Origin of the sequence: Vibrio cyclitrophicus (assembly GCA_023206055.1) — a bacterium.
Classification (GTDB): domain Bacteria; phylum Pseudomonadota; class Gammaproteobacteria; order Enterobacterales; family Vibrionaceae; genus Vibrio; species Vibrio cyclitrophicus_A.
On sequence record CP065366.1, the window covers coordinates 2,120,626 to 2,134,563 of the forward strand.

General features: G+C 42.7%; 6 protein-coding genes. All 6 read right to left on the reverse strand.

What is annotated here, in order from left to right:
- Positions 1-495: 495 nt before the first annotated feature.
- Complete coding sequence (locus ITG09_09485; protein ID UPR50949.1) at positions 496-2,064, reverse strand: polysaccharide lyase family 7 protein; 1,569 nt, start codon at positions 2,062-2,064, stop codon at positions 496-498.
- 447 nt (positions 2,065-2,511) lie between these two features.
- The gene (locus ITG09_09490) at positions 2,512-4,254 is read right to left on the reverse strand and encodes a polysaccharide lyase family 7 protein (protein UPR50950.1); all 1,743 of its coding nucleotides are present in this window, start codon (positions 4,252-4,254) and stop codon (positions 2,512-2,514) included.
- Between the two features lie 238 nt (positions 4,255-4,492).
- Positions 4,493-6,364, reverse strand: coding sequence for a methyl-accepting chemotaxis protein (locus ITG09_09495; protein ID UPR53621.1), 1,872 nt, complete (start codon positions 6,362-6,364; stop codon positions 4,493-4,495).
- 1,067 nt (positions 6,365-7,431) lie between these two features.
- A complete protein-coding gene (locus ITG09_09500) occupies positions 7,432-8,313 on the reverse strand; it encodes an NAD(P)-dependent oxidoreductase (GenBank protein UPR50951.1) in 882 nt (293 codons plus the stop codon).
- A 619-nt stretch (positions 8,314-8,932) separates the two neighbouring features.
- Positions 8,933-11,011 carry a DUF4962 domain-containing protein gene (locus tag ITG09_09505; GenBank protein ID UPR50952.1) on the reverse strand — a complete coding sequence of 693 codons (2,079 nt, stop codon included), beginning with the start codon at positions 11,009-11,011 and terminating at the stop codon, positions 8,933-8,935.
- A 219-nt stretch (positions 11,012-11,230) separates the two neighbouring features.
- The gene (locus tag ITG09_09510) at positions 11,231-13,009 is read right to left on the reverse strand and encodes a transporter (GenBank protein ID UPR50953.1); all 1,779 of its coding nucleotides are present in this window, start codon (positions 13,007-13,009) and stop codon (positions 11,231-11,233) included.
- Positions 13,010-13,938: the final 929 nt, after the last annotated feature.

Sequence of the window (13,938 nt, forward strand, 5' to 3'; positions counted from 1 at the left end):
TAGAGCACTATTTATGGCTATTGCTAGGAGCCTTGCTCAACAACCAAAGAGTGGCGTTTCAAGAACAGTACGGGAGTAGTCAGCCGAGCTAACGCTTATTAGTAGACCGCGCACAATAATACGTTCGTACATTGGCAAAGCCTTGAGAACGAAGTCAAAGTTTTCGAGCTATGATAATTCCGATAAACATAACGACATTATTTGGGTTTGAATACTCGACAAGTTGATCTACCAATAGCTGAGATTAATCATGAGCGAGGTTAATGGTGATCGGCGCTTGAGGGTTGATAGTGACTGAAACTTAGAATGACTAAATTTAATACTAAATGAGCTTGATGATAATGTCCTAAATTCTGTGTAACTGTTCGCCAACACCCCTACTTTTAATCAATAAAATCATAACTTTAAAACCAAACAACAGGCACAAAAAAGCCTCCAAACCCTGAGGCTGGAGGCTATTGCGATAACTTAAATATTAAGTGTTATTCGGCTCGATTACTTTTTGTACTGATCGTGCGATACGTCTAACTGATAGAAAGTCGCTTGTGAGTAGTCGTCTAGGTCGCCGCTGATGTTTTGGTTGTAAACACCCGCTTTGAAGTACATGTACTTACCACCTGCGTCGTAGCCGCTTTCGCTCATATCAACGACTTGTACAACGTCATCTTTGCCTTCACGCATTAAGCTAACAGTCATCGTGTTGCCTTTAACGTCAATGCGGTAGCTGAACACTTCGCCTAGCGCGATACCATCTTCACCCACTTCAGCCGTCATATCGCCCACTAGAGGGTAAAAATCCTCTTTTGTCGCGTCTTGGCTTTCGTGTGCAAAGTAAACTGCACCCGTTGCTTGGTTTGGCAGTTTACGGTAGTACAGACGAATTGGCTCATCGTTTTGATCGTGAATCTGACCAATGATAAAACGGCCTACTTCGTTCGCATTACCTGTCGTTGTTGCGTGATCGATTTTCAACGTCGCTTCTAGAACACCATCGATACCCGCTGCCGCTTCTAAATCTGATTCAGGCGCGCTTGAGAATACCCAGTTGTTCTTGTTAACACCCTTAGTGCTAATAGATTGGTCACCACGACGCATCATTTCACGAAGCTCTGTACGCGCATACTTAGTGTTTTTAGATGTACGTACACCTTTCACGTAAGCCTTGAATACTAGGCCGCCATCGTCCGCTGTGTAGAAGATTTCAGGGTGTTGGTAACCGTTTGCAAGGTTCCACTCAGAAACATCATCAGGCTTGCCATTTTTATCATGATCGAAAGGCTGAGATAGGTACCAGTGAGTCATATCGAAGTTTTCGCTCGGTGCATTACCGGCAACTGGTGTCTCAGGTAAGCCCGTTGGTAAAGGTAGCGCAGTGCGCGTTTCGCATTTCACTGTTGTCTCACAAGGGTAAACCGCTGCGACACCGAAATTACCAGAACGTAAGTCTTTGCGTGCTGCTTTACGAGCTTTTTCCGCTGCTTTCATTTCCGCGATAATTACCGCTTCTGCTGCTACCACGTCTGAAGTGATAATATGGCTAGCAGGACATGCGTTAATGCTACAGTTAACTGCAGCTAACTCAGTCACACTGTTCCAACCGTTTTTGGTGTTGCCGTGGCCAACGTATCGTACGTAACGCGCTTGAACAGCTGGCTCAAACTGGAAACGTTCTAGACCAATCGCTTTACCTGAACTCATTTGGTTCTCAAGTACTGTTGTCCAGCTTTCGCCATCAACACTAACTTGAATATCAAATTTAGATTGACGCTCGTTACCTTTGCTAAATGATGCTTGAACAGCGTCAAATTCTTGAACTGAACCATAGTCCAACATTGCCCACTCGCCGTCACCCGCTGAGGACCAACGTGTTGTAAGATCTTGGTCAAACAGACGATCAGGGCCGTTGCCATCGTGGCTGCTAGCCGTCATAGCAACCGGCGTCAGGAGAGCTTCACCGGTTTCTTTATTGTTTGGAAAATCAGCAGTAGGCGTGCTCGTGCTCGCACAACCAACCGCAAGTAAGATAGAAGAAGCGAGTAGGGTTTTTATAGTGATTTGTTTCATATTTAATCCGTTATTATAATACAAAGACAGCATTTATAAGTGAAAATAGAACCTGCAAACATGAGCTATAAGGCAATTCCCCTCTCAGTATTTGCGATAACATGAAAATATTACATAATCTTATAATACAAATAAAACATTTCATTGAATAAATGAGACTGGGAACACTTTCCGATTTTTCCATACTTTAACTGGATCACACTTCCTATTGATAAAAACAATATATAAAAAAAATGAATGCGAAATAGACTAGCAATACCCAAAACAACCCAGTTGAGGTGAGGAGTTTCGAACCCTGTGAATCCGTGCTTTTCAACGATAAAATCCAGTGATGATCTCCTTCCTCCCAGAACGTAAAAAGACCACATGGTTGGGAACCAATGTGGTCTTTTTAGTCGCCGTTCTAGCTATTCAAGGATTAGTGAAGGTATTCAAGTTCCGGGATACTCAATAATGTGCCGCTCTAAGGGAACTAAAGCTCACATCAAACACCTCACCGGCATAGTCGCTATCAGGTTTAAATTGTGGATAGATGCCCGCTTTGAAATAGAAAGCAATATCTGTCGATGTCCAATCTGATGTTAACGACACTGCATCCCCATCTTTGTCGGTGTAGTCTTGTCCCCAAGGGATTGAATGAGAAACGGTGTTGGTTCCATCTAAGTCATGAGTTGCTAAGTACACACCGTCTTGGTTGGCACGTATTGTATATCGCCATTCTTCACTGGCCGAATAAGTACCTAATTCAACACTGAACGGTTCACAATAACCGCAGTCTTGGTTGTTTCGTTCAAAGTCTGAGTTCAGAATCACTCGTACTGGTTTACCCTCACCCTCCCAAAGCAACTTCACTAGGGCTTGATTGATTTTCCAACCGTGTATTTGCCCAAGCACCACTTTCGGGTCTTGGGTATTAATGTTCGGATAGTCCTCGATTCGCAGGGTTGCGGTTAACTCGTGACTGGTTGTGTTGGTTCTGGTGTCGTCCAAATACCAACTTGTATCTTCATCGCTGGTGCTGCAATCTGGTTGAGTACTACTTTGGTACAACTCTCTAAGCTCAGAACGAATATAGCTAGAGTTTTGCGTAGAGGTGCCGTATCCCATATCCGCTCTAAAGTGCATTCTTCCTTCATCTGCATTGAAGTAAGAAAGGTCAATACCACTGTGGTACACATCGCTGTCGTTCGAAAGAAGATCTTTACTCGATTCACAACGTTCCGGTTCTAGTTCAGCAGCACTATCACCACCGCTTCCATACCAAGTATCTTTACTTGCCGGAATGGTCAGCTTCCAATCATTAATGTCCCAATCGTTTGACCCATTGATTTGGGTACTGGTGTATCTCAGCGCCTGATAGTAGGCCGTCGCTTCACCATTTTCGAATTGATTGTAGATACCGGCTTTAAAGTAGCTCAATAGGTGCTGCCAATACGTGATATCTTGATTCACTTTTACTTCGTCATTCACTTTGATCGACAATGTGCTCTCATAAATAGAAAGATCAAACTTGCTGAAGCTATCCAGTTCCGCCTCACCTAAATCGTAGCGATTGTATGAGGTGGCATAACAATCCGAAGAGTCAGCAGCACTGCTACAGTCAATCGCATTGTTTTTCATGACTGCCCAATAATGCCCAGTAAGACCATCCCTCTCTTGCTCCCATACCACACGCAGTAACGGATGAGGGATGTAACCTGTGCCACTCTCATCTGTGCCCTTGTTGTGTATCTGTAACAACGTCACTTCATCATGATCGGCAGGTGAACTCGCCATTGCATGTTCGATATCAGGTAAGCTTATCTCCGCATACAAACTTCGCTTTACACCAGTTTCATTGATATCGAAGTTTTCTCCCTCACGAACCTCTGAACGCATCTTATAGTTCGCCATTTTGAAGATTAGATTTTCCGTCTCTTCATCCGCGTAAAAGTAATCACTGAGGTAACCATCGAAATCCCCATCTTTAACTTCAGAGGTTTTGTTACCCTCTGTGCCGTTAGGATCCGATACCTGAAGGTCAGAACTAGAGAGGATGCTTTGATACTTAGCAATATCATAAGGCGCAACAGTGCCATTAGACGTTCCTGGATTATTGCTATCGGAAGGATCACTACTGTCACTTGAGCTACTTCCACCGCAGCCGTATGTGAGCGAAGCGAGCGCAACGATGATGATTGGCTTATTCACATTTATCTCACTTATCCATAAGAGTAGAGTGATAATGTATATTTGTACTATTTTATGTCAATTGTCTATTTGTCAGAATGTGAGATGCGACAGATGAAGTTATATGAGCAGATTTTACGTAGGGTTTAGAGACAAAAACAACACAGAAAGGCCACTCTAAACTCGAAAGTTATTGAGTGGCTCTTTGACTAAAAATAAAATTTAAGATATTGATTTTTAAATATTATTCATAAAACACTTAAACTTTAAAACTGCTCATCAGTTCACTGACGCTGCCATTCAGTGTTTTGATTTCAGCGGATTCTGTCAGTTGATCTTGGCTTAGCTTATTGAGCTCTTCAACGAAGCTTTCAATCTTATGCATGTTCTTAGCGATACTTTGAATCAGTGCATTCTGCTCGACAGAAGAACCAGAGATATCGTTGTTGAAACGACTCACGGTTTCCATCTGCTCCGTTAGCTTCGCTAGCATGTTTACCGCTTGAACTACTTGAGCACGAGTCATCTCGCAATTGCTCTTCGTTAACTCAATCGATTTCACCAATCCATCCGATTTAGATTGCAACCCAGATAGCGCCTCTTCTATTTCAGAGGTACTGATTTGAGTTCGGTTTGCTAGCGCACGGACTTCGTCAGCCACCACGGCAAAACCTCGACCATGCTCGCCCGCTCTCGCCGCCTCTATGGATGCATTCAACGCAAGCAAGTTGGTTTGTTCAGCAATACCGCCAATCACAGACACTATCGACTGGATGCTCTGTGTTTCGTTGGCCATAGAGCGAATATCATCAGAGGTGGTGCAGACTTGCTTCTCAAGGTCACTGATATAAGTTTCGGTCACTGTGTTAATTTGTTTCGTCTCATCACTGAAAACAGCTGCTTCTCTTGCTGCTTCTGCCGCGGACTGAGAACTCTTCTCTACTTCGTTTGATGCTTCAGACAAGCCATTAATCGCAGAGACTACTTGAACCGTTTCATCGGTATGAACTTTCAGTACATCGCTGGTTTCTTTGCAGCCTTCTCGAATACTTAATACCTTGGTATCAAGATCCGAGTTCTTGAATTTTACGTCCTTAACCATCTCTTGCAGGCCAATAATGAACAAGTTTATGTCTTTGGCGATGTGTCCTAAGTCGTCATTACCTTTCTCTACAAGCCTTTGAGTCAAGTCACCATTACCTTGAGAAAGGTCATGAACAATCTTACGCAGTGACACAATTGGGCGGTAGAAGCGATTCAGGAGTAGAATCATCAATATGACCGACCCCAACACACAGGCAATAATCAGCATTCGAGTATCCGACATCACACCGTTCAACTGATTGAGCGCGAGTTCAGGGTCGATACTGGATATCATGTACCACTCTTTCTGGCTGCCAATATCGACCTTCTTAGCCATTAAGATTCGCTGATTACCATCAATCACACCTTCAATAAATTGATCTGGTCGTTCGATGGCCTTGTTGAGTTTCATTAACGCGTCAGCAGAAGATATATTGCTCTGTGGAAGCACGTTTTCTATTGTGGATGCGACAACCATTCCTCTCTCATCAACAATGATACCTTTGGCTTCATAGATGCTATCTAGTTGTTGGAGTTGAGTTTCCAAATCATCAAATCGAATGTCCGCCATGATTACGCGATCTTGATATGAATACGTCACCCCAATCATTGGTACTTGAGTACTCTTAGTGAAAAACAGATCACTAAAAGATAAACCCGATTTCAATTTCGCTTGTTGATACCAAGGGCGAGTCGTTGGGTTGTATTTTTCTTTGATTCCAACACCGTTAGGGAAAGACTCGGAAGGACGAGAAGTGTAAGAACGGCCGTCGTCAAAACCCACTACAATTTTATCAATGCCACCGAGCTTGGCGGCGTAATGCATAAGCGCTTCATTAGGTACCTGGTATGGTGACTTCATGAACTCTTGAGCGACTGAATTTACGGTATCGATAGTGCGCTGAACGGTACTTTCTATTTGATTAATTTCTATCGTCAGCGAGTGGTCAATCTCGTTATAAATCGTTTGGTTTACCTGGTCTGTTGCCAAGTCAAGCGTAAACCAGTTCGTAAATGCCAACGCACTAGAACTGACGAGCGCCACCATTAAAATCAGTTTTCCTTTAAACCCTAGAGACAATTTTGAATTCATAAAACTCATTATCCATATAACCTATGTCTATTATTTTCATCCGAGTAAAATGGTCATATTTTGCATTATCGAAGATACGGTGAAACGTAACGTATCCATGTCGATCCATCGCTACAACCACAATTTAGCTAATATTGTATGTTTAATTGATAACCCTTTCTGTGAGCGATCTTGATATATTAAAACTGGCTAAAAACACCTTGTGACATAGGTATCATTTATGAATTTTGACTTTTAACTCGATTAGAAAAGAATAAGCAAGTTACTAAAATTGATCGAATTTTTTGATACTAACCTTACAACTTCGCCGATAATGCTTCTACTTGAATTATTGATACCAATTTCGATTCGCTAACTAGGAAAGTGGGCCTTAAGTCACATTTTTACTAACAACCCATTCACTAAAGGCATTCAACCTTAAAATTTATTTGTAATACAATAAGCCTTAAGTTAAGGTGTATTTGAATCATAACTTAAGTTCTTTCTGAATGCTTTTGCGCAATTCAAAGTGGAAATTGAAGCGTCTCGCTTTAAGGTCATTGAACACGGTTAACGTAGAAACTGTCGGGGGATCTCGTTAAACGGTACTTCACTTAGATTGTTCATTGGTTTTTTCAGACGGCTCGTCCGAATACGCCCACATAGTCACCAGCTGTGTGGGCTTTTTTTTGTTTTATTTTTGGACCCGGTATTCGAGTAGTGTTCAGCCATCACCCACAATCGCGTAAGCGCGCTAGTTTCAAGCTTGCGAGGAAAAATGAGTGAACGAGTGGGTGCTAGAAGGTTTTGAATTTACAGATAGATATAAATATAGAAATAGAAATAGAAACAAAAATCAGAATTAAGACAGTAAAAGAGTTAAACAGAGTTTTGATTAGAGGTAGCTGAAAAAATTGAAGTAGAAGTAGAAGTAGAAGTAGAAGATTTTAACGAGGGAGTGAATATGGCAGATAAAAACGAACCTCGCTGAGGTATCGCCGCCTAAAAAAGACAGGCAATACCCAAGCGAGGTCGTACGTCGATTACTTCTCTAGTTTAGCGAAGTAGTCGAAGATTACTGGTACATCGTTGTTACCCATGCCTGCGTCAACAGCAGCTTGTAGGCTTGTTGCAGTACCTTGAGCGATTAGAGACTCAGTACCTAGCTCTTCACAAAGAGCAAGGAAGTAACCAAGGTCTTTGTTAGCGTTAGCAACAGAGAAACCTAGCTTCTCTTCGCCGTCTACTGCGTAGAACTTACAGAATTGCATGAACGGAGAGTTAGATGGACCTGCAGACATGATGTCAAACAGTTGTTGGCCATCAACACCAGCGCGTTGAGCAACAGCGAAAGCTTGAGACATAGTCGCAACAGTCGTCATACCCATGAAGTTGTTTACAAGCTTAGTTACGTGACCAGAACCTAGAGCACCTAGGTGGAATACGTTTTCGCCTTGCTCTTCAAGAACAGGTTTAACTTTGTTGAAAGTTTCCATGTCGCCAGCAGCCATGATGTTCAGAAGACCATCTTTAGCGTGTGCAGGAGTACGACCTAGAGGTGCGTCGATCATGCCTGCGCCTTTCTCAGCAAGAGCTGCACCGATCTTCTTAGTAGAAGCAGGGATAGAAGTACCGAAGTCTACTAGTACTGCGCCTTCTTTGATGCCCGCTAGAACGCCGTCTTCGCCGTAAACGATTTTTTCAACAACAGCTGAAGTTGTAAGACAAAACTGAACGATGTCACTTGCAGCAGCTAGTTCTTTAGCAGAAGTGAATGCAGTCGCATTGCCGCGATCTGTAACGCGAGCAACAGCTTCAGCGCTTAGATCCATTACGTTTACGTGGTAGCCGCGCTTTTGCAGGTTTTCAACCATGTTGCCGCCCATAAGACCTAGGCCAATGAAACCGATTACAGGTTTAGTCATGTTCAAACTCCAAATATAGTATTGTATGATTATATGCTCATTATAATAACTACGTCTTTCTCGTTACGCAATAGTTTTAGGGCATTGATTCGATGGTTAGACGCAAGTTGTGACGGGGATTCACTTTACGAGAAAATATGGGTCACGCTTTGTACTTACAGGCACTATATGTCACTTAAAAAACTGTCTATTGATGAAATAACGTACGTTAAATGTCATACGATTAATAAGAATAAGCTACGCCTTTACTTATGTATAGTTTAGTACTCCCTTACCTAACCAGTGATTAGACTGCTCTCGGAAAAGTAAGTTATAACCGTTTCTAACAAACAGGCGTGTCACCCTATTCTTCTAACAGAGCGATACATGCGGGCCTCGTATACGACTCCCGCACATGTCACTCAGCATAGTGGCTAAGTACATACCCGGCCTTTTGTCCAAATTCAGCCCTTGAGCCACTGACTTGGCATCGAGAAGCTATTTATCTCTGGCCAATTAAGTTTTCTTGCAACCTGATGGATTTACCAACTTAACTAACTAGCTAGCTAGCTAGCCAAACAAAAAAACTCCGAGCTTTCACTCGGAGTTTCTAATATTTAGCTTATGTTACTTCAGCGAATTACAGTTCGATTGAAACCGTTTCACCGTCAACATTTAGCAACAGCGTGTTGCCTTCAAGCTTATGAGACACTTCAACTTGCTCGCCTTCATTCTTATTAGGAACGAGAAGCGTCAGGATGTTGTGCTCTTTCGATGGCTTGAATTCCACTTCAACGTGACGGTGGATCTCAAGATCTTTGAACTCGTATGGGTCAACTTCACCGAAACCTTCAACGTTCTTAACTGACGTGATGTTATCAGCAGACTCGTTGATGAAATTTACGTCTAGGTGCGCAACTTCGCCACGGATAGTGAAAGACTTGTCTGCCACTTCGTTTGCGAAAGTTGTATGCATTAGCCAAGTCATGTCTTTCTCTTCAGAAAGCGTTGCCTTGTCTTGCATTACGAATACTTTACCTTGAACAAACCAGACCTTACGCTTGTAAGATTCGATTTCAGGAACGAAGTACTTGTAAGATGCCGTTGCATCACCTTCAACCATCTTCACATCAGATTCAGTGTCGAAGTCAGAGATAGTGCCGCCCGCTTCGATACAGAAGCGATCTTGGTGGTTTTCGTAGCCTGTGTTCTTGTTCTCGCCGTACTGACCTTTACCACCAAATAGTGGAAGGTTTTTAGAGAACGTTTGACGACGCCACTTAGTGTGCATGTCTACACCGAAACCACCGTAGTAACCTGTTACTGACGCTAGCGTTTCACCAAATGCGTGCAACGTGAATGCGTTTTGGTCACCGTGAGAGTGGCTGATTGAGCCAAACGGAGAACACTTGAATACCATGTGAATATGGTTATCACGCTCAGTCATCTTGTTGTGGAATGCAGCCCAACCCGTGATTGGGAATACTTTCAACAGTGGATCATTCGATGGTGCTTTCTCTTCAGGTGCATCCCAAAGGAAGTTGAAACGAAGATCGTCGTAACCGAAGTCCCACCAACCGAAGTTGTAGAATTTGGTGTGTGCTTCAGTATCACGGCCTTTCAGTTGGTTGTAGTACCAAACGTACTCAGGCTTCTGGTTAACACCCGCGTAGTGCTTGATGTTGTAAGCCAGTTTTAGTCCTGGGAAATCACCGATTGAAGACTGGTCACAGAAGCTTGCGCGCTTAGAGTGAACAGGCATACAGTAAAGCGGGAAGTCACCTGTGTTTTCGTAGAATGTCTTGTTGAACATGTCTACACCACAGTATGCTTTCAATAGGTCGAATGCTTCACCTAGGAATGCAGTTTGTGTGTTCCAGTAATCCGGACCTTCAGCCCAACCGCCGTCTACACCGCCCCATGGTGGGTAGTGTACTGCGTAGTATTCTAACGCGTATGCGATGTACTCGCCTGCTTTCGGGTGATCGTGGTAAAGCGCGATACACGTTGGAATAATAGCAGAAGAGATCGAACGAACACCGTGGCTGTTTAGCGGGTTGTTCAATAGATCAACCGTCACTTTTAGGTGGTGCATGATTTCGTCTAGACGCTCAATCAAAGCATCTTGAACTTGCTGACGCTCTTCATCGGTGAAGTAGCCGTGTAACCAGTCGTAGCCCCAAGCCATCGCTGCAATGACACGGAAAGCCGCTTCATCATTATAGCCACGAGAAGTCACGCCTTCTGGATCGTAGGTAGACAGCTTTAGAGTCCAAGCTTTTGCTTTAGCAATTAGCGCTTCGTCTTCTTTCACAACACCAGCAATTGCTAGGTTACGTGTCGCGTTCAGTGCCATTTGGCAATCAACGTACATTTGACGCCAGTAAGGACGCCACAAAGAAGCTTTACCTACCGTCTCAGCTGGGTACGCTTGAGGCTCTTCAAAAGGAGCAGTCTCAAGGAACTTAACGGTAGAGTTGTTGTAGAAATCATCAAACATGCAGTGAGCTTCATCAGCTTTCACTTTCGCTTTGAATTCTTCTAACTGATCAGCTTGAACAAGAAGACGTGGACGCGCTTCGCTCAAGTTGTCTAGGAATGATAGATCGAAGTCACGTTTCTGTACTTCGATAGGGAGTAGGTCTACAAGATTACCTGCTGAAGTATCATTCTCCAGCTTCATCTTCCTGATTGCATCAAGAGATTTTTGGTCGCTCATTCTAACTCACTTATTTTTCAAGTTGATTGAAAGGAATTAGCAACAATATACGTCTTATTGTAGGACAATTGAATACATTTCGATTCTATTGAACCACTTTGTACAGTTTTCGTGATTTAGGTCAGATATCTTTCACCTGACGGTTTTCCCGTTTTGCAGAACAAAAAAATGCGACGCCCTTTCGAGTCGTCGCATTCTATTATAAACGTTTTCTATGTATTAGCTTTCGGTTACCGTTTTCGCTTGCTTGCCGCCGTCATCGACCGCTTTAACAAGTAGCACACCAACACCACCAACAATCACACCACATAAGATGAAGACTAGACGTCCCCACATTGGGTTAGTTAGTAGAGCCATTAGCATAATACCCACACCTGCTACTGCAATCAGTTTACCAAGCATTTCACGCTGCTTGTTATCCAGTACTTTCTGCTCTGCAGACTCAGCGACTAACGGAGTAGATAGGTTACCGAAGAACTTATCAACGTCTGCTTGACGCTTCTCAGACAGTGGTTTGTAGAACAATGTCGATAGGATGAAGAAGCCACCTGTTAGTGTAATGTGACCAATTAGACCAATCGCAACTTTAACATCAGACCATTCACGGCTCGTTAACTCTTCAAGACCGAATACAGATGACACCATTTCAGCGTTTACAACGAAACCTACGTAGTAAGATACAAGGCCACCCACTACTAGCGTACCCCAACCTGCCCAGTCTGGAGTCTTCTTGATGAAGAAGCCTAAGAATGCAGGGATTGTCATTGGGAAGCCGATTAGAGCACCAACGTACATCATTGTATCGAACAGGCTCAAACCTTTAAGCGAGTTAATGAACTGAGCGATAAGGATAATAGCAATACCGAAGACTGCAGAAGTAATCTTAGAAACCGTTACTAGCTCTTTCTCACTTGCGTTGCCTTTACGAACAATAGTTTCGTAGAAGTTCTTAACAAAGATACCTGAGTTACGGTTTAGACCTGAGTCCATAGAAGACATTGTCGCTGCAAACATCGCCGCAACTAGAAGGCCTACCATACCTGCTGGCATGTACTCTTGTACGAAGTATAGGTATGCAAAGTCACCTGCTTTCTTACCAGCTTCTGGGTAAGCAGCTGCTAGGTCGACACCTTGACCAGCGATGTACCAAGAAGGCATGAACCAAATGAATACACCACAAAGCATTAGCACACATGCAAGCAGTGCTGCTTTCTTAGCATTCTTTGAGTCTTTAGCCGCTAGGTAACGGTAAGAGTTAAGCATGTTGTTCGTAATAGAGAATTGCTTCACGAAGATGAAGAATGCCCAGATGCTGAAGATGCTTAGGTAGTTGATGTTGTTACCAGAAAGGAATGAACCGCCTTCTGCTACAGGGAAGTTATTAACGATTTCGCCAATACCGCCGCCTTGTACAACCGCAACAACAGCACATGTAACCGTAACTGCCATGATGATAACCATCTGCATAAAATCAGATGCGATAACTGCCCATGAACCGCCCGTTACTGACATAGCTAATACTACTAGACCAGTAATCCAGATAGTCGCTGTCATGTCGAAGCCGAAGATACCAGAAGCGATGATTGCTAATGCGTTTAACCATACACCTGCAGAAACCACACTATTTGGCATTGAAGACCAAGTGAACACTTGTTCGTTAGTCGCACCAAAACGCATACGGATTGCTTCAATTACCGTCACTACACGTAGTTGACGGAACTTAGGTGCGAAGTATGCGAAGTTCATGAAGTAACCAAAAGCATTGGCGATAAAGATAACCGCTACGGCAAAACCATCGTTATACGCTTTACCTGCCGCACCGGTGAATGTCCATGCACTAAACTGGGTCATAAAGGCGGTTGCACCAACCATCCACCACAGCATATTACCGCCCCCGCGGAAGTAATCACTGGTGGTACTAGTAAATGTCCTAAACATCCAACCTATCGCAATCAAGAATAGGAAATAAATGCCGACAATAATCGTGTTGAGTTCCATCGTGTATCCTTTGTCCGTTGTAATTTGTTACGAGGACTATAGGAAATCTCAAACCTTATTTGTAGTACAATAATCCAAATAAGTGATGGTGATCTTATTTTAATTGATTAAGTTAATTATATATATGACATAGGATGGAATATGGCCAATCCATTAAGGAAATTACTGGGGTTTGAGGTAAAAACATGAGAAATCAAACCACAAGAACACCCACCCCATAAAAATCAATCACTTACGAAAAAGTGAGACTTTGCACACTTATTAACAAATACAACCAAACACATATAAATATAAAATTCTCAAAAATAATAAAAGCCAAATTAGAACTGAATCACCCTCATTTATCACACAATAAACCAGTATTTCCTATCAATTGAGAGCGAATAATTTCATTAGAATTCTACGTAAATTAATCAATATAGAAGCGGCATATCTTGTTGAGATAATGATGAATTCAAAATACAAAAAATGAAAAATCATAAATGATGCATCATTATTTTTTAGGGAGCTCAAGTGTCTAAGACACGTATCTCGGGCGCAATATTCTTTTAATTGCGATGGTAAAGAACTACCGCTAGACGTATACAAGGAAGAATTGACTTAAGAAAGAGTTAATCGGGAATGAACCAAAACAGTGCTATACATGGTGCAACACGCTTCCCAAAAACAAAAAATCACGCACTTGGCATACCTGTTTAACTGGTTTTGATGAACCTATAAATAGTTCATCGGGACGTTTACTTAGTTCACATGAAAGTTCAAAACCGCGTTTAGCTTGCAGTTGCTAAACGGTCGTTAGCGTCTTGTAGGAGAGCCGCTGACATGTGCGTATTTATCCCGTATTTTTTAGGGCGTTCTATTATCAAGCTAAAATAAAACTGGATCCGGATCTGTATCCATTCATACCCAGTTCATAAAAAGACCAGAAT